The sequence below is a fragment of the Streptomyces sp. NPDC059443 genome (genome assembly GCF_042750105.1).
Lineage (GTDB): Bacteria > Actinomycetota > Actinomycetes > Streptomycetales > Streptomycetaceae > Streptomyces.
The window spans coordinates 140,996-157,540 of sequence record NZ_JBHYVM010000010.1 but is presented as its reverse complement, the minus strand read 5'-3'; the positions used below and the strand labels follow the sequence as shown (position 1 = coordinate 157,540).

Below are 16,545 nucleotides of genomic sequence, written 5' to 3'. Positions count from 1 at the left end.
GGCGAGACCTGGGGCCGGTCACCCATGTCTTCGCCAATACCTAGGACACCCATGTCTCTCGACCAGGTCGGGCAGGTCCGCGCAGCGGACCCCGACGCACCCGAAACCCGGGCCGCGGCCGACCCCGCAGCCGCACCCGAACCCGCCGCCGGAACCCCCGGAACCCCCGGAACCTGGGCCGCCCTGCGGCCGCTGCTCCTGCGGCTGCACTTCTACGCAGGGGTGCTGATCGCCCCGCTGCTGTTCCTCGCCGCCGCCACCGGGCTGCTCTACGCGGGCTCCTGGCAGGCCGAGAAGATCCTCTACGCCGACCAGCTGACGGTCGACCGCGTCGGCGCGAGCGCGCTGTCGCTCGGCGCCCAGGTCGACGCGGCCAAGAAGGCCGCGCCCCAGGGCTCGGTGACCGCCGTGTGGCCCGCGCCCGAGGCGGATGCCACCACCCGGGTGATCATGGAGAGCCCGGGACTCGCCGAGGGCGAAACCCTCACCGTGTTCGTCGATCCGTATACGGCCGAGGTGCGCGGGAAGCTCACCACCGTCGGTGACGCGCTGCCCCTGCGGGCCTGGCTGAGCGAGTTCCACGCCAGCCTCCAGCTGGGGGAGTTCGGGCGGAACTACAGCGAGCTCGCCGCGAGCTGGCTGTGGGTCGTCGCCCTGGGCGGGCTCGCGCTGTGGATCGGCCGCAGGCGCACGCGCAAGGCACAGCTGGTCCTTCCCGACCGGGCCGCGACGGGCCGGCGCCGGACGCTGTCCTGGCACGGGTCGGTCGGCGTCTGGCTCGCCGTCGGCCTCGTCGGGCTGTCGGCCACCGGCCTGACCTGGTCGAAGCACGCCGGCGGGAACATCGGGGAACTCAAGGACGGCCTCGGCGGGGCCACCCCCGCCGTCTCCGCCACGGTCGGCGGCTCCGCGGCCGGCGCCGCGGGCGGGGACCACGCGGGCCATGTCATGACCGAAGGCATGGAGGGGATGGAGGGCATGGAGATGCCGCCGGCCCCCGTGGCCGACGTGGGCATCGACCGCGCGGTGGCGGCGGCCCGTGCCGCCGGAGTCACCGAGTACCTGCGGATCACCCTGCCCGCCAAGGGCAAGGGGTACGTGGTCAAGGAGCAGGACAAGCAGGTGCCGGTGCACTTGGACGCAGTCTCCGTCGACCCCGCCGACGGCCGGGTCATGGACGAACTCCGCTTCGCCGACTACCCGCTGCTCGCGCAGCTCACCCGCTTCGGCATCGACCTGCACATGGGCCTGGCGTTCGGGCTGGTCAACCAGCTGGCGCTGGCCGTGCTGGCGGTCCTGCTGATGTGCACGATCGTCTGGGGCTACCGCATGTGGTGGCTGCGCCGCCCGACCAAGGAGCGCAGGCTCTCGGCCGGACGCCCGCAGCCGCGCGGGGCCTGGCGGAAGCTGCCGGTGGCGCTGCTGCTGCCGCTGGCCGCGGCGACGGCCGTCGTGGGCTGGTTCCTGCCGCTGCTCGGGATCAGCCTGGTGGCGTTCCTGGCGGTGGACCTGCTGCTGGGCTTCGCCGCTGCGCGCCGCCGTTCGCGGACGGTCTAGCGCCTCCAGCCCGTCCTAGCGCTCGGGCATGCGCGTGGGCCCGTACTCCCCCTCGTGAGTACGGGCCCACCCGTCATAAGGCATGCCTCGTCGGCCGGAGGTCATGCGGGAGCTCAGGGGGCGTACTTGTACCCCACCCGGCGCACGGTCTGGATCGCGCCGCGATGGGCCGCGCCGAGCTTGCGGCGCAGCCGGGCGACGTGGACGTCGACGGTGCGGCCGTCGCCCACGTGGCCGTACCCCCAGACGGTGGTCACCAACTGGTCCCGGCTGTGCACCCGGTGCGGGTGAGCGACCAGGTGGGCCAGCAGCTCGAACTCCAGGTAGGTCAGGTCCAGGACCTGGCCGTCCACCTCGGCGGTGCGCTGCGCCGGGTCGATGCGGACCAGGGCGTCCCCGGTGACGGCCGCGCCCTCGGGGCCGCCGGCCTGGGCGGCGGGAACGGACTGGGGGGCGAAGGCGATCGGTGGCTGCTGATCGGCGGGTACGAGGACCAGGTAGCCGACCATCGGCGGCTGGCCCGGCAGGTTGGGCAGGGTGTGCTGAGGAGCCGGCAGCCAGGTGGCACCGGGCGGGAGGAACTCCACGACCCGGGCCACCTCGTCCCGGTCCACGGACCGCAGGCGGTGGCGCGGACTGGGGGGGAAGGCCGGGTAGGTCAGGGGTGCGGTCGCGGTGGAGGCGGCGGAGGCGAAGGAACGGGTGTTTGCCATGAGTGGTCAGCTCTTTCACGCGGAGTGGTCGGCAGGAGACGTACGTGCATACGTGCAGGCGTCGTCTTTGTCGTACCGCGCAGACCGAAGGCCTCGGGAGAGGTCGGTGAGGAGGTCCCGGAGGTTTTAGAGGGCCGGCGCGTTCTTCGCGCGGCAACACACCCGGTCGAAATCGTGATCCTGACGGGAAGGCCAGAACGGTTCGAGGTCGGTGCGACCGATCGAGGTGTGCGAGTGGCTGGCCATGGCCCCATTCAAGCAGATGTACGGCCGCCACCGCAGGCCCCGTCTCACCCCATGGATCGGAATCTCATATTCCGCGATCACCTCGTGAATGGACCGTAGCAATCCTGACAAAACCTCACCCGGTCAGCCGCTTCCGCCAGTCCAGCCCGGTCACCCGTATCGCATCGCGGGCGGATCCGTCCCACACGACGGCGAGCCTTCATGACAACGCCCGCCGGGCCACGGGGGGCTCGGCGGGCGGTGGGGCGTGCGGGGTGGAGGCTGGGGGTTAGACCAGGCCGTCCTTCTCCAGGGCGGTGCAGCAGGTGTCCGTGATGAGGCGGGTGACCACGTACGGGTCCACGTTCGCGTTCGGGCGGCGGTCCTCGATGTAGCCCTTGCCGTCCTTCTCCACCTGCCACGGGATGCGGACGGAGGCGCCGCGGTCGGAGACGCCGTAGCTGAACTCGTTCCACGGGGCGGTCTCGTGCAGGCCCGTCAGGCGCTCGTCGATGCCCGCCCCGTAGTTCTTGACGTGGTCGAGGGGCTTGCTGCCCTCGCCCAGCGACTCGCACGCGGAGATGATCGCCGGGTAGCTCTCGCGCATCGCCTTCGTGGAGAAGTTGGTGTGCGCGCCCGCGCCGTTCCAGTCGCCCTTGACAGGCTTCGGGTTCAGCGTCGCGGAGACGTTGAAGTCCTCGGCGGTGCGGTAGAGCAGCCAGCGCGCGATCCACAGCTGGTCGGAGACCTCCAGCGGGCCGACCGGGCCGACCTGGAACTCCCACTGGCCGGGCATGACCTCGGCGTTGATGCCGGAGATCGCCAGGCCCGCCGCGAGGCAGTGGTCCAGGTGCTTCTCGACGATCTCGCGGCCGAAGATCTCGTCCGAGCCGACACCGCAGTAGTAGCCGCCCTGCGCGGCCGGGAAGCCGTTGACCGGGAAGCCGAGCGGGCGGGCCCCGTCGAAGAAGGTGTACTCCTGCTCGATGCCGAAGATCGGGGCCTGGGCCGCGAACTTCTCGGCGATCGGACGCAGCTGCGCGCGGGTGTTCGACTCGTGGGGGGTCATGTCGATGTTCAGGACCTCGCACAGGACGAGGACGTGGTCGCCGCCGCGGATCGGGTCCGGGCAGGAGAACACCGGGTTGAGGACGCGGTCGGAGGCGTGGCCCTCGGCCTGGTTGGTGCTCGAACCGTCGAAGCCCCAGATCGGCAGCGCGTCGCCGTCCGCCAGGATCCTGGTCTTGGAGCGCAGCTTCGCCGTCGGCTCGGTTCCGTCGATCCAGATGTACTCAGCCTTGTAGCTCACGGGCCCCATCCTTCGGTGCGTCGCTCCGGCGCAGACTCTGCGGGTGCTGCGTTGCGTCCTGCGGTTCGCGTGCTGCGAATTCGTTCTGCGGCGCAGTTCGAACTGCGCTGTGACCGCAGCGTGCCCCCTCGCGATTTCTCTTCCGTTGCCCGTGTGTGAACCCCGTGTTACCGAGGTTTACGCCGCAGGTGGGCGCGGCTGTGCGGGTTGACCGCGGGGCACCCGTCCGGGTGGGGCAGACTGACCAGGTGAGCATTTCGTACGATTTGAAGTCCGCCGAAGACGGTGCCGCAGCGGCCGCTTCCGGACCGCGCCCCCGTGTCGGACTGCTGGGGACCGGCCCGTGGGCCCACCGCACCCACGCCCCCGCCCTCGCCGCGCACCCCGGCTCCGAGTTCGCCGGAGTCTGGGGCCGGCGGCCCGAAGCCGCGGCCGAGCTGGCGCGCCGGTACGGCGTGAAGGTGTACGAAGACCCCGACGCGCTGTTCGCCGACTGCGACGCCGTGGCCTTCGCCCTGCCGCCCGACGTGCAGGCCCCGCTCGCGGTGCGCGCGGCGGCCGCCGGATGCCACCTGCTGCTCGACAAGCCCGTCGCGACGACCGCGGCCGACGCCCGTGCCGTCGCCGACGCCGTGGTCGAACACCGGGTCGCCTCCGTCGTCTTCCTGACCCTCCGCTTCGCCGAGCCGACCGCCGGCTGGGTGGAGCAGCAGGCGGAGCGCTCGGGCTGGTTCACCGCGGCCGCCCACTGGCTCGGCGCGGTCTTCCCGCCCGACGGCGAGCCCAGCGCCTACGCCGACTCGCCCTGGCGCAAGGCCAAGGGCGGGCTGTGGGACGTGGGTCCGCACGCCCTGTCCGTACTCATCCCCGTCCTCGGCGACGTCACCTCGGTCAGCGCCACCCGCGGCCCGTCCGACGTGGTCCAGCTGGCCCTGCGCCACACCTCCGGTGCGGCCAGCACCGCCGTCCTGAGCCTGAGCTCCCCGCGCGCCGCCGCCGGAGTGGGCCTGGAACTGCGCGGGGCCGAGGGCGTCTTCGGGCTCCCGGAGTGGAGCAACGTCCCGGGCGCCTACGGCCGGGCCCTGGACGCGCTGCTCACGGCCGCCCGCACCGGGGTGCCGGACACCCGGGGGGCGGAGTTCGGAGCACGGCTGACGGAGATCCTGGCGGAGGCGGAGGGACAGCTCCCCTCCTGACCCCTACTTGATCAGGGCGTCATTTGATGAGGGCGTTGGCCACGATGATGGCCAGCCCGATCGTGGCGTCGGCGACGCCGATCAGGAGGGCGGAGCCGAGCTTGTAGCCGACCCGCAGGGCCACGAAGCAGCCCCAGGCGAACAGCAGCGCCGTGTTCAGGCCGAGCCCGATCGCGGTGACCCCGTGCGAGTCCCAGCCGGTGAGCCCGGTGACGAACAGCAGCAGGACGGTGGGAAGGGTGGCCGCGATCATCGGCCACTCGTTCCACAGCGCCCGCCCGAGCAGCCGCCACCGGTGCCCGGCGGAACCGGGCTGGTGGGTGGCCATGTGGTGCGAGTACCCGTGCGCGAGCGCGGCGGTGGCGGCGGTGACGAGGACCCAGTTGGCGTCGTAGAAGGGGGTGAACTCCGCGTTCTTCTGGTCGAGCGCGGCGAGCAGCCCGGACGCGAGGACCGTCCCGTACACCCCGCCGAACATCCAGTCGGCGTTCCGGCGGGGCGGGGGGAGGAGGGGCGCTTCGGGGGTTTCCGGAGACTGCTCGGTCACGGAGGGCGGTCCTTGGGTCTGATTCATCCCCGTTTGGGCTGACCTCGGCAAGCGTAGGGGGTAAGGGGTGGGGTCCGTGTGAGCGGTGGGGTCTGGTCTCCCGTCCCGGCTATCCCTTGCGCGACAGCGCCTCCCGGACCGCCTCCTCCGAACGGGCCACCACCGCCGTGCCGTCCTCGGCGGTGATGATCGGGCGCTGGATCAGCTTCGGGTGCGCCGCCAGGTGGCTGATCCAGAGCTGCCGGGCCGCTTCGGTCTCCTCGCGCGGGAGGTCGCGTACACCGGTCTCCTTGGCGAGCGGGTCCGAGGTGCGGGTGATGTCCCACGGCTCCAGGCCCAGACGGCCCAGGACCTCGCGAATTTCGGTCTCGGAAGGTACGTCCTCCAGGTAGCGGCGGACGGTGTACTCGGCGCCCTCCGCGTCCAGCAGGGTCAACGCGCTGCGGCACTTCGAACAGGCCGGATTGATCCAGATCTCCATGCTCCGAAGCCTAACGAGATGCCGGGGGGAGGCGGCGCCTGGCCAGGTCCTTTGTCAGTGGTCCCCGGTAAAATCGAGGGAGAACGACAGGACGCCAACTACCGTTTGGGAGGCTGTAGATGGCCACTGCCACTGCCACTACGAGGGGTACGGTCACGCGCACCGTCGAGACCGTCAAGAAGAAGCCGCTGCCGGCGGGGCTGCCGCGCGAGTGGTACGAGAGCCACAACCGGCGGCTGAAGGCGATGCGGCTGGCGATATCCCTGCTCGACTCGGGCACCTATGACGTCCGGCGCGCCACCAACCGCAAGATCCGCGCGATGGCCGTCCGGACGGGCATCCACCGGCCGTCCAACGTCACCTGCAAGCTGGTCCGTTCCTTCATCCGCGAAGCCGCGTAGGCAGCGGGGCGGGCGGGGTCGGCAGGGCAGGCAGGGCGGGCGGGTCGGGAGCGGCGGCGCGAGCCGTCGCCCCGGCCCGCCTCGGGCGAAACACCGGCGCACCGGCGCACCGGCGCACCGGCACACCGGCACACCGGCACACCGGCACACCGGCACAGGGTGAATGGCCCGAACGGGTGGCCGTCACGGCGGACGGTGCGCGTCGCCTCCGGCGGGGTTCCCGTCCGGTGACAGCACCAGCAGCGCCACGTCGTCGCGCGGTCCGCCCCCGGTGAAGGAGGCCAGGTCCCGCCACACCGCCCGCGCCAGCCCCGCCGGGTCCGTCGCGAGTACGGGGACCCGCGCGGCCAGCGGGTAGAAGTTGCCCGCCGCGTCGCGGGCCTCCGTCACCCCGTCCGTGTACAGCAGGACCCGGTCCTCGGGCCGGACCGGGAGCTCGGTGGGCTGCGCCGGGGCCGGACCGGCCAGCCCGAGGCCGAGCGGGGGGCCCGGCTCCACGTCGAGCTCCGAGACCACGAAGCCCCGTAGCAGCAGGGGCGGGGGATGCCCGCACGACATGATCCGTACGAGGCCCAGCCCCGGCGGGAACTCCAGCAGCACCGCCGTCGCGAACAGCTCCGCGTGCTCCACCGCCGAGGACGCCGCGTCCGCCAGCAGCCGCCGGTCCAGCCGGGCCGCCACGGCCGCGAGCTCCGCGTCGTCCAGGACCCCCTCGCGGAAGGCGCCGAGCAGCGAGGCCACCGTGCCGACGGCGGCGAGACCGTGGCCCTGGACGTCGCCGACCACCGCGCGCACGCCGAAGGGGCCGACCCGGACGTCGTAGAGGTCGCCGCCCACCAGGGTGCCGCGCTGGGCCGCCCGGTAGAGACCGGAGCAGCGGACCTGGCCGACCCGCCCGGGGACGGGCGGCAGCACCGCCAGCTGGGCGGCCTCGGCGACGGTCCGGACGTTGATCAGCTGGGCGTCACGACGTTTTCGGACCCAGGCGACCACCACGCTCAGCAGGCCGATCGCGGCGACGGTGGCGAGGTCGGAGCCGCGGGGGTGCGCGATGCCGATGGCGGGCAGGCCGAGGAGTACGAGCACCACCCCGGCGAAGACGGCGGTGCCGGCGGCACCGTACGCGAAGGCGGCGACCGGGGGGAGCCCGGCCAGGAAGTAGCCGAATTCGACATCGCCCGGGGTGATGCGCTGGGCGCAGACCAGCACGAACAGCGCCACCGCGGGCGCGAGCCGGGCCCAGCGCGGCGGCGGCGCCCCGCGCAGCCAGCCCGGCTCCTCGCGTACGCGTCTCACCCCTCCACCCTGGTACCGGCACGGAAGGCGCGCACGCCGGGTGGCCCCGCGCGGCGGTGGCCACGACAGTGGGGGCGTGACGGAAACGACGGACGGTGGCGCGGCCCCCGAGGGCGGGGCGAGCGTTGACGGAGGCACGCAGAGCGCGGCGATCAGCACGCGGCTGAACTGGCTGCGCGCGGGGGTGCTCGGCGCGAACGACGGGATCATCTCCACGGCGGGCCTGGTGGTCGGCGTCGCCGGGGCCACGACCTCGCGGTCGGCGATCCTCGCGGCGGGCGTCGCGGGGCTGCTGGCGGGCGCGCTGTCGATGGCGGCGGGGGAGTACGTGTCGGTCAGCTCCCAGCGGGACTCCGAGAAGGCGGCGCTGGAGCTGGAGCGGCGGGAGTTGGCGGAGTCCCCGGAGGAGGAGCTGGAGGAGCTGACCGGGCTCCTGGTGCAGCGGGGGCTGAGCGGGGCGGTGGCGCGCGAGGCCGCGGAGCAGCTGACGGAACGGGACGCGCTGCGGGCGCATGCGCGCGTGGAGCTGGGGATCAACCCCGACGAACTGGCCAATCCGTGGCACGCGGCACTGGCGAGCCTGGTGGCCTTCACGGTGGGGGCGCTGCTGCCGCTCCTGGCGATCGTCCTGCCGGGGCCGTCGGGGCGGGTGCCGGTGACGGTGGCGGCGGTGCTGGTGGCGCTGACCCTGTGCGGGGTGCTCAGCGCACGGCTGGGCGGGGCGGCGGTGGCTCGCGCGGTCCTGCGGAACGTTGCCGGGGGCGCGCTGGCGATGGCCGTGACCTACGCGGTCGGCACCTGGCTGGGCGGAGCCTCATCCTGACACGGGCGGGGTGCCGCCGCCGTCGCCTGGCCGCGGGGCCAGGTGGCCTGGCGCGGGTGGTCGGCCCTGCGGGGCTCGTCCCCTACCCGCCCTTCCACCGTTCCCTGGGCTCCGCCCAGACCCGCGCCTCAAACGCCGGCGAGGCTGGAATTGGCCGGCGTCAGCCTGCACGTGAATGGGGGCGGGACTGGATTGCCCCGCCGGGCAAAATCCAGCCCCGCCGGCGTTTGAGGCGCCGCCGGAGGCAAATCAAGCCTCGCCGGCGTTTGAGGCGCGGGGGGCCGGGGGCTGGCCCCCGGGAGCGGAGCCGCGCGGCGCGGCGCCACCGCAGGGCCGCCCCGCGGCCGCGGCTGCCAAGATGAGGGCATGCGTATCGCGATCACCGGTGCCACCGGGCTCATCGGCAGCGCCCTCGGGCGGTCCTTGAAGGCCGACGGGCACGAGGTCGTCCGCTTCGTGCGGCGGGCGGCCGCGACCTCCGACGAGGCGCGGTGGGATCCGGCCGCCGGCTACGTCGATCCCGCCGGACTCACCGGCTGCCAAGCCGTCGTGCACCTCGCCGGAGCCGGGGTTGGAGACCACCGGTGGACGGACGCGTACAAGCGGGAGATCCGCGACAGCCGGGTCAACGGCACGGACGCCATGGCGCGTGCCGTCGCCGCCATGGCCGAGCCGCCCGAGGTGTTCGTCTGCGGGACCGCCATCGGCTACTACGGCGATACGGGCGACCGGGCCGTCGACGAGAGCGCCCCGGCGGGAGAGGGCTTCCTCCCCGAGGTGTGCATCGCGTGGGAGGCGGCCGCCGCCCCCGCGCTGGACGCCGGCGTCCGGACGGTGTTCGCCCGTACCGGGCTGGTCGTCGCGGCCGAGGGCGGGGCCTGGGGCAAGCTCTTCCCGATCTTCAAGGCCGGGATCGGCGGCCGGCTCGGCAACGGCCGCCAGTACTGGTCGCACATCTCGATGTACGACGAGCTCGCCGCCCTGCGGTACGTCATCGACAACCCGGCGATGACCGGCCCGGTGAACCTGACCGCCCCCGAGCCCCTGACCAACCGCGAGGTCACGGCCGCGATGGGCCGGGCCCTGCACCGTCCGGCGGTGTTCGCCGTGCCGGCTCCGGCCATGCGCCTCGTGCTCGGCGAGTTCGCCCAGGACGTGCTGGGCAGTCAGCGGGTGCGCCCCGCCCGGCTGCTGGAGTCCGGCTTCGTCTTCCGGTACCCGGGGATCGACGAGTCGATCAGGGCGGCGCTGGAGAGCTAGGCGGGTGCGGGGTCCTCGGGGGGAGCGTCCGGCGCCCGCGTGCGACCGTACGTGAGCCGAATGCGACCGCCGTGCGACCGTAGTTGACCGCTTCGCTCGCAATAGCACGGCAAACTCGGGTTCCGCTGGAGCCGGTTGGGGGAAGGAGGATTCCCACACAGCCGGGCCGACCTCGGGGAGGGGCACGTGCTCAACAGCGCACACGCACACCATGCGGACGTGGTCATCGTAGGAGCCGGAGTCTCCGGACTCGCGGCCGCGCACCACCTGATCGCGGCCGGGGTCACGGTCATCGTCCTGGAGGGCGCGGACGACCCCGGGGGACGGATGGCCACCGAGACCGTGGACGGCTTCCGGCTCGACCGGGTCGGCCAGTTGCTCAACACCGCCTACGCCGAGCCGGCCCGCACCCCCGGCCTGGAGGGCCTGGTCCTGCGGCCCTTCGCACCCGGCGCCCTCATCCACACCGACGGCAGGATCCTGCACGCCGGCGCACTCACCCCCGCCCGCGCCCTGACCAGCGGCTCCCTCGACCAAGCCCGGATCGGCGCCGCCCTCGGCCGCCTCGCCGCGCAGCCAGAGGAACGCCTCCTCGCCCGCCCGGAGCGCACCGCGCAAGCCGCCCTGAGCTCCCGGAGCCTCGGTACGGCGCTGCGCCCGCTCCTCGCCGCGCTCCTGCGCGACCCCGCGCTCGCCACCTCCAGCCGCGTCGCCGACCTCGCCCTGCGCACCTTCGCCCGCGGCCGCCTCGCCGTGCCCGAGGGCGGCGCCGCCACCCTGCCCGGACTGCTCGCCGCCGCGCTGCCGCCCGGCACCGTACGCACCGGGGTCCGGGTCCGGTCGGTGGCCACCAACCTCGTCACCACCGAGGGGCACGGGGACTTCAGCTGCCGCTCCGCCGTCCTGGCCACCGGGGCCCGGGCCGCCGCCGAACTGCTCCCGGGGCTGCGCGTGCCCGGCTTCCACGAGGTGACGGTCATCCACCACGCCACCACCGGGACCCTGCCCCGGGACGGCTCGCTGCTCCTGGACGGCGACCCCAAGTGGCCCGTCGCCCACACCGCCGTGATGAGCGCCGTCGACCCGACGCGCGCCCCCGCCGGCCGCAGCCTGGTCACCACCACCGTGCTCGGCCCCCCGCCGCCCACGCGTACGGTCGCCTCGCGCCTGGCCCGGCTCTACGAGACCTCGACCCGGGAGTGGGAGCTCCTCGCCGTCCACCACACCCCCGAGGCCGTCCCCGCCATGCCCCCGCCGCAGGACACGCGCCGCCCGGTCCGGGTCCTCGCCGGGCTCTACGTGTGCGGCGACCACCGGGACACCAACACCGTCGAGGGCGCCCTGCGTTCGGCGCGCCGCGCCGCCGGAGCCCTCCTGAAGGACTTCGGCATCCCGCTCCCGGCCGCCCCGGAAGCCCTGCTTCCGGTGGCGGCCTGAGGGAACCGCCTCTCCGGGACCGGGCCGCGGCTACGACAGCGCCGCGACCCGGTCCCGGTACGTCCGCACGGCCGACGCGTCCCGGTACGGCTCCAGCCGGCGCTCGAAGTCCCGTACGTACTCCACCGCCCGCACCGACCGCATCTCCATCGCCTGCTGCGCCGCCTCCGCGCCCAGCGCGCACGCCTGGTCCAGCTCGCCCAGCCCCAGCCGCGCCGTGGCCAGCACCACCCGGCAGAACAGCCGCGAGCGCGCGTACCCCGGTGCCCGCAGCTGGAGCGAGCGCTCCGCGTGCTGCGCCGAGGCCCGGTACTGCTGGAGGTCCCGGTGGCAGTGCCCGAACTCGTCCGCCAGCTGCCCCTCGTCGTAGGACCGGGCCCAGTGCGGCACGTCGTCACCCGGCCGGGCCGCGCCCAGCGCCCGCTCGGCCCGCACCAGGGAGGCCGTCGCCGCCCTGACCTCGCCGAGCACCGCGTGCCCGCGGGCCTCCGCCGAGTGCAGCAGCGCCTGCACCACCGGCGGCGGGCCCGAGCCGACGCCCTGCTGGGCCACCCGGGCCAGCTGCACCGCCTCCCGGCCGTGGCCGAGGTAGACCGCCTGCCGGCTCATGGTGACCAGCACGTACGCCCCGTAGGGCCGGTCCGCGGCGGCCTGGGCGAGGCGCAGCGCCTGCACGAAGTACCGCTGGGCGAGCCCGTGCGCGGCGATGTCGTACGAGGTCCAGCCCGCGAGCCGGGTCAGGTCGGCGGCGGCCGAGAACAGCCGCCGCCCGGTGGTCTCCCCGTAGGTCCCGCGGAGCATCGGCTCCGCCTCGTGCTCCAGGTAGCGCACCAGGGCCTGGCGGGCATGGCCGCCTCCGTAGGCGTGGTCCAGGGTGCGGAACAGCTCGCTCACCGACCTGAGCGCCGCGATGTCCCCGCCCGTGACCCGCTGTCCGGGCCCGCGGTCGATCTGCCGCTGCCGGGGCACCGAGGCCCGGACCGGTACGGGACGGCCCTGCTCGGGACGGCCTTGCTCAGGACGGCCTTGCTCAGGGACGCGGGCGGCGGCCTGTTCCGCCCCCCGGCCGACCCGCTCGTCGGCCCGCCCGATGAGCCAGTCCCGGCTGGGCACCACCAGCCCGGCCGGGGTGAAGGCGATCTTGCGCAGCTCGGCGTGCGAGCCGGAGTCCTTGCGCCACAGCCCGCTGGCGATGTCCACGGCCTCCTCGGGGGTGGCCGCGAACTCCAGCCCGGCGTAGACGGGGGCGCACGCGTCCAGCCCCAGGTCCTGGGCCGACAGCCGCCGCCCGAGGCGCCGGGTGAACACCTCCGCGATCAGCGCCGGGGTCGTACCGCGCGGCTGCTGCCCGCGCAGCCAGCGGGTCACGGAGGTCTTGTCGTACCGCAGATCGAGACCGTGCTCCAGACCGAGCTGATCGACGCGGCGGGCGAGTCCGGCGTTGGAGAAACCGGCCTCGGCGATCAGTGCCGCCAGCTGCCGGTTGGGGACACGCTGGGCAGGTCGTTCCGTCATCAGCTCCACGGTTTCCTGACGTGATGGACCGGAGTACCGGCCCTCTGAACGGCGTGAATGTAGCGGCGAACTTGACCCACACCGCCCTCTCTGCCCCACATTCATCCGATCGTGTGGAGAACGGGTAGGGCTCTTTACGGACCGACCCCCTCCACCCGCGTACGCTGCGGCCCATGACCCGCCGGACCACCGGGGAGCAGCCCCCCGAGCGCTGCGAGGACCAAGCGGATTCCGCCACGGCCCCGCTGCCCGTCCCCGAGCTGGCCGCGCCCGAGCTGACCGAGGCGGAGTGCCGGCGGTGCGGGACGTACATCGCGGGTCTCGACGGGCGCTACGCGTGCGGGGTCTGCGGCTGGGTCAACGACCACTCCGAGGGGCACCGGCGGCTGCCCCGGGCGGACGAGGACCCGGACCGGCCGCCGAAGGGGCGCAGGCGGCCGAGACAGCTGCCGGGGCCGCCGCCGGAGCCGCTGCCGGATCCTCTGCCGGAGACGCCGCCGGGGCCGCTGCCGGGGCCTTTCGCGGAGCCCGCGACGGGCGGCTGACGGGGCGCGCACGGGCCGCCGTACCCTTGCCTGGTGCGATACGTGCACACAGCAAGTTCGTCGGCAGGTTCAACGAGGAGGCGCCGCGGTGGCTGAGCTTGGGTTTGTCCATCTGGGCTTCGGAGCGGAAGCCGTCGAGTACACGGTGGCGTGGGAAGAACAGCGCCGGGTGCACGCCGCCCGCTTCGCGGACGAGATCGCGGACACCTGCCTGCTGCTGGAGCACCAGCCGGTCTACACCGCCGGCCGGCGCACCGCCGACAGCGAGCGGCCGCTCGACGGCACGCCCGTCGTGGACGTGGACCGCGGCGGCAAGATCACCTGGCACGGGCCGGGCCAGCTGGTCGGCTACCCGATCATGAAGCTGCCCCGCCCGGTGGACGTGGTCGCCCACGTCCGCCGCCTGGAGGAGGCGCTGATCCGCACGGCCGCCGAGTTCGGCCTGGAGACCACCCGCGTCGAAGGGCGCAGCGGGGTCTGGGTGCTCGGCGACCCGGTGGAGGACCGTCCGAAGATCGGCGGGCTCTCCCTCGACTTCGACCCCCGGCTGGCGGACGAGGAGTTCGACCCGCGCCTGAACGGCCCCGAGTACGCCCCGTCCAACGCCGGCCAGCGCCGCGAGGACCGCAAGCTCGCCGCCATCGGCATCCGGGTCGCCAAGGGCGTCACGATGCACGGGTTCGCGATCAACGTGAACCCCGACAACACCTGGTTCGACCGGATCGTGCCCTGCGGCATCCGCGACGCCGGTGTGACCTCGCTCTCGTACGAGCTCGGGCGCGAGATCACCATCGCCGAGGTGCTGCCGGTGATCGAACGCCACCTGAACGACGTACTGGTCCACGCGGAGCTGCGGCCCCGCGAGATAGAGCCGGCCGCCGGCTAGCCGCGGCCCGGTCCCCCGGGGGAATGGGCCGGCCCGCCCGCAGGTTGGCCGACGTAAGAACGTACGAATTACGGGCGTACCCTGGTGGGCGCCGAAGAATCGAAGTCACAGGGAGCCGGTCGTGTCCGCAGTCGCACCCGACGGACGCAAGATGCTGCGCCTGGAGGTCCGTAACGCCCAGACGCCCATCGAGCGCAAGCCCGAGTGGATCAAGACCCGGGCGAAGATGGGTCCCGAGTACACCAAGATGCAGGCCCTGGTGAAGGGCGAAGGACTGCACACGGTGTGCCAGGAAGCCGGTTGTCCGAACATTTACGAATGCTGGGAGGACCGCGAGGCCACCTTCCTCATCGGTGGCGACCAGTGCACCCGGCGCTGCGACTTCTGCCAGATCGACACGGGCAAGCCCGAGGCGCTGGACCGGGACGAGCCGCGCCGCGTGGGCGAGTCGGTCGTCACCATGGACCTGAACTACGCCACCATCACGGGCGTCGCGCGCGACGACCTGGCGGACGGCGGCGCCTGGCTGTACGCGGAGACCGTGCGCCAGATCCACCAGCAGACGGCGGAGCGCGCGGCCGGGCAGACCAAGGTCGAGCTGCTCGCCCCGGACTTCAACGCGGTCCCGGAGCTGCTGGAAGAGGTCTTCGCCTCCCGCCCCGAGGTGTTCGCGCACAACATCGAGACGGTGCCGCGGATCTTCAAGCGGATCCGCCCCGGCTTCCGCTACGAGCGCTCGCTGGACGTCATCACCCGGGCGCGGGCGTACGGCCTGGTGACCAAGTCCAACCTGATCCTCGGCATGGGCGAGGAGCGCGAGGAAGTCAGCCAGGCGCTGCGCGACCTCCACGAGGCGGGCTGCGAGCTCATCACCATCACCCAGTACCTGCGGCCCTCGTCGCGGCACCACCCCGTGGAGCGCTGGGTGAAGCCGGCCGAGTTCGTGGAGCTGGCGAAGGAGGCCGAGGACATCGGTTTCTCCGGTGTGATGTCCGGACCGCTGGTGCGCTCCTCGTACCGCGCCGGCCGCCTTTACCAGCAGGCGATGGAGAAGCGCGCGACCGTGTGAACTCGCGCACAAATCCTTACTGACAGGTAACACCGCATCGACGCGGCCCCTAGGCTCTTTCAAGGAAGAGTCCGGCGGGCCGCGTAAATGTTTCATCACTGTTTGACCAGCCAGTCACGCCCTGGTAACACCAATCAGTGACGATTGTTCGACGCACCGCGCACGCCACCGCGTACGCGCCGGTGCGCACGCCGTTCGCACGACGTTCCACGCAACGCTCCGCACGCCCGATGTGAGCTCCGTGAAAGGGATCGACATCATGCAGGCCGCGCCCGTACGCGCCATCGCCATCCCGTCCTTCACCGACGCCTTCCGGGGCATCGAGTCGCTGCTCATGAGCGGCGCCCGCCGCAACGCCTGGACCGCGGTGCTCGAAGACCGCCGCAGGGCCAAGGACCGGGTCGAAACCGAGCACGTACTCGAGGCCGCTGCGACCCGGACCGAGAAGGCCACGTAAACTTCGCTTCATGGCGAGGAAGTCAAACGCAGAGACTGCTGCGAACCCCGGGCGACTGAAGCAGATCGCCCTGACGTACAAGATGACGCGCAAGGCCGACCCGAAGGTCGGTCTGATCGTCGCGGGCGTGGGAATCGTCACCTTCGGTGTCTTTCTTGCGATCGGCTTCCTGATCGGCCACCCGGTCTACCTGGGCATTCTGGGCTTCCTGGTGGCGTTCCTGGCGATGGCGATCATCTTCGGGCGACGGGCCGAGAGCGCTGCCTTCGGGCAGATGGAGGGACAGCCGGGTGCGGCCGCGGCCGTACTGGACAACGTGGGCAGGGGTTGGAGCACCACCCCCGCCGTCGCGATGAGCAAGCAGCAGGACATCGTTCACCGGGCCGTCGGCAAGGCCGGCGTGGTCCTGATCGGCGAGGGCAACCCGAACCGGGTCAAGGCGCTGCTCGCGAACGAGAAGAAGAAGCTGTCCCGGATCATGCCCGAGATCCCGGTCCACGACTTCATCGTGGGTACCGGTGAGGGCGAGGTGGCGCTCAAGAAGGTCCGTACGACCCTGCTGAAGCTGCCCCGCGTGCTCTCGGGCCCCCAGATCACCCAGGTCAACGACAAGCTTCGGGCCATGGGCGACTTGCTGAGCAACATGCCGATCCCGAAGGGCCCGATGCCCAAGGGGATGCGCATGCCGCGCGGCGGAAAGATGCGCTGACCAGCTTTTCGTATACAACTACGCACGGGCGCCCCGAGCCGCGGGCCGGTCTCGTATACACCACCCCGCGCCCCCGCGACCGGGACGCAGCGCGGGTGCCCGCGGGGGGGGTTGATGGG

The 16,545-nt window shown here is 72.9% G+C and carries 17 protein-coding genes; 11 read left to right on the top strand and 6 right to left on the bottom strand.

Translation table 11 applies throughout. From position 1 onward, the window contains the following. Positions 1–51: 51 nt before the first annotated feature. Positions 52–1,557 carry a PepSY-associated TM helix domain-containing protein gene (locus ACFXDJ_RS12910; protein ID WP_384649311.1) on the top strand — a complete coding sequence of 502 codons (1,506 nt, stop codon included), beginning with the start codon at positions 52–54 and terminating at the stop codon, positions 1,555–1,557. Positions 1,558–1,670: 113 nt separating this feature from the next. Here ACFXDJ_RS12910 and ACFXDJ_RS12905 read toward each other — a convergent pair whose 3' ends face one another. Then, positions 1,671–2,270 (bottom strand): winged helix-turn-helix domain-containing protein, encoded by a 600-nt coding sequence (locus ACFXDJ_RS12905; protein WP_384649309.1) that lies wholly within the window; start codon positions 2,268–2,270, stop codon positions 1,671–1,673. A gap of 514 nt (positions 2,271–2,784) precedes the next feature. Beyond that, the gene (gene glnII / locus ACFXDJ_RS12900) at positions 2,785–3,804 is read right to left on the bottom strand and encodes a glutamine synthetase (RefSeq protein WP_384649307.1); all 1,020 of its coding nucleotides are present in this window, start codon (positions 3,802–3,804) and stop codon (positions 2,785–2,787) included. Between the two features lie 254 nt (positions 3,805–4,058). Between glnII and ACFXDJ_RS12895 the strand changes: the two genes are divergently transcribed. Further along, positions 4,059–5,000 (top strand): Gfo/Idh/MocA family protein, encoded by a 942-nt coding sequence (locus ACFXDJ_RS12895; protein ID WP_384649408.1) that lies wholly within the window; start codon positions 4,059–4,061, stop codon positions 4,998–5,000. A gap of 19 nt (positions 5,001–5,019) precedes the next feature. Here the strand turns inward: ACFXDJ_RS12895 and ACFXDJ_RS12890 are convergent, their stop codons facing one another. Continuing rightward, positions 5,020–5,547, bottom strand: a complete 528-nt coding sequence (locus tag ACFXDJ_RS12890; RefSeq protein WP_384649305.1) for a hypothetical protein — start codon at positions 5,545–5,547, stop codon at positions 5,020–5,022. Between the two features lie 109 nt (positions 5,548–5,656). Beyond that, positions 5,657–6,028: an ArsC/Spx/MgsR family protein gene (locus tag ACFXDJ_RS12885; RefSeq protein ID WP_384649303.1), complete on the bottom strand. Its 372-nt coding sequence runs from the start codon at positions 6,026–6,028 to the stop codon at positions 5,657–5,659. A 119-nt stretch (positions 6,029–6,147) separates the two neighbouring features. Here ACFXDJ_RS12885 and ACFXDJ_RS12880 point away from each other — a divergent pair, with 119 nt between their 5' ends. Beyond that, complete coding sequence (locus ACFXDJ_RS12880) at positions 6,148–6,429, top strand: hypothetical protein (protein ID WP_384649302.1); 282 nt, start codon at positions 6,148–6,150, stop codon at positions 6,427–6,429. 183 nt (positions 6,430–6,612) lie between these two features. On the opposite strand, the gene ACFXDJ_RS12875 is transcribed toward ACFXDJ_RS12880, so the two are convergent. Next, the gene (locus ACFXDJ_RS12875; protein ID WP_384649300.1) at positions 6,613–7,725 is read right to left on the bottom strand and encodes a PP2C family protein-serine/threonine phosphatase; all 1,113 of its coding nucleotides are present in this window, start codon (positions 7,723–7,725) and stop codon (positions 6,613–6,615) included. A gap of 151 nt (positions 7,726–7,876) precedes the next feature. Here ACFXDJ_RS12875 and ACFXDJ_RS12870 point away from each other — a divergent pair, with 151 nt between their 5' ends. The 3 genes from ACFXDJ_RS12870 (at position 7,877) to ACFXDJ_RS12860 (ending at position 11,245) form a co-directional block, all read left to right on the top strand. Then, entirely contained in the window at positions 7,877–8,548 is a 672-nt protein-coding gene (locus tag ACFXDJ_RS12870) for a VIT family protein (protein ID WP_384649406.1), read from the top strand. A 366-nt stretch (positions 8,549–8,914) separates the two neighbouring features. Then, positions 8,915–9,808: a TIGR01777 family oxidoreductase gene (locus ACFXDJ_RS12865; protein WP_384664059.1), complete on the top strand. Its 894-nt coding sequence runs from the start codon at positions 8,915–8,917 to the stop codon at positions 9,806–9,808. A 186-nt stretch (positions 9,809–9,994) separates the two neighbouring features. After that, positions 9,995–11,245, top strand: a complete 1,251-nt coding sequence (locus ACFXDJ_RS12860; protein WP_384849019.1) for an FAD-dependent oxidoreductase — start codon at positions 9,995–9,997, stop codon at positions 11,243–11,245. Between the two features lie 30 nt (positions 11,246–11,275). On the opposite strand, the gene ACFXDJ_RS12855 is transcribed toward ACFXDJ_RS12860, so the two are convergent. Further along, a complete protein-coding gene (locus ACFXDJ_RS12855; protein WP_384849016.1) occupies positions 11,276–12,760 on the bottom strand; it encodes a regulator in 1,485 nt (494 codons plus the stop codon). A 173-nt stretch (positions 12,761–12,933) separates the two neighbouring features. Here ACFXDJ_RS12855 and ACFXDJ_RS12850 point away from each other — a divergent pair, with 173 nt between their 5' ends. The 5 genes from ACFXDJ_RS12850 to ACFXDJ_RS12830 all read left to right on the top strand — a co-directional run bounded on the left by ACFXDJ_RS12850 (position 12,934) and on the right by ACFXDJ_RS12830 (position 16,426). Continuing rightward, complete coding sequence (locus ACFXDJ_RS12850; RefSeq protein WP_384663460.1) at positions 12,934–13,305, top strand: hypothetical protein; 372 nt, start codon at positions 12,934–12,936, stop codon at positions 13,303–13,305. 88 nt (positions 13,306–13,393) lie between these two features. Beyond that, positions 13,394–14,191, top strand: a complete 798-nt coding sequence (lipB, locus tag ACFXDJ_RS12845) for a lipoyl(octanoyl) transferase LipB (protein WP_384663462.1) — start codon at positions 13,394–13,396, stop codon at positions 14,189–14,191. Between the two features lie 121 nt (positions 14,192–14,312). After that, a complete protein-coding gene (gene lipA / locus ACFXDJ_RS12840; protein ID WP_384663464.1) occupies positions 14,313–15,260 on the top strand; it encodes a lipoyl synthase in 948 nt (315 codons plus the stop codon). Between the two features lie 259 nt (positions 15,261–15,519). Beyond that, positions 15,520–15,717, top strand: a complete 198-nt coding sequence (locus tag ACFXDJ_RS12835; protein WP_214950030.1) for a hypothetical protein — start codon at positions 15,520–15,522, stop codon at positions 15,715–15,717. 10 nt (positions 15,718–15,727) lie between these two features. Beyond that, positions 15,728–16,426, top strand: coding sequence for a DUF4191 domain-containing protein (locus tag ACFXDJ_RS12830; RefSeq protein ID WP_384663466.1), 699 nt, complete (start codon positions 15,728–15,730; stop codon positions 16,424–16,426). Positions 16,427–16,545 lie beyond the last annotated feature (119 nt).

Bases quoted from the DNA above. Each gene is read 5' to 3' on its own strand.
- ACFXDJ_RS12880 (WP_384649302.1), top strand. From the start codon at position 6,148: ATGGCCACTGCCACTGCCACTACGAGGGGTACGGTCACGCGCACCGTC.
- ACFXDJ_RS12865 (WP_384664059.1), top strand. From the start codon at position 8,915: ATGCGTATCGCGATCACCGGTGCCACCGGGCTCATCGGCAGCGCCCTC.
- ACFXDJ_RS12830 (WP_384663466.1), top strand. From the start codon at position 15,728: ATGGCGAGGAAGTCAAACGCAGAGACTGCTGCGAACCCCGGGCGACTG.
- ACFXDJ_RS12855 (WP_384849016.1), bottom strand. From the start codon at position 12,760: ATGACGGAACGACCTGCCCAGCGTGTCCCCAACCGGCAGCTGGCGGCA.
- ACFXDJ_RS12905 (WP_384649309.1), bottom strand. From the start codon at position 2,270: ATGGCAAACACCCGTTCCTTCGCCTCCGCCGCCTCCACCGCGACCGCA.
- ACFXDJ_RS12910 (WP_384649311.1), top strand. From the start codon at position 52: ATGTCTCTCGACCAGGTCGGGCAGGTCCGCGCAGCGGACCCCGACGCA.
- ACFXDJ_RS12835 (WP_214950030.1), top strand. From the start codon at position 15,520: ATGCAGGCCGCGCCCGTACGCGCCATCGCCATCCCGTCCTTCACCGAC.
- ACFXDJ_RS12850 (WP_384663460.1), top strand. From the start codon at position 12,934: ATGACCCGCCGGACCACCGGGGAGCAGCCCCCCGAGCGCTGCGAGGAC.
- ACFXDJ_RS12885 (WP_384649303.1), bottom strand. From the start codon at position 6,028: ATGGAGATCTGGATCAATCCGGCCTGTTCGAAGTGCCGCAGCGCGTTG.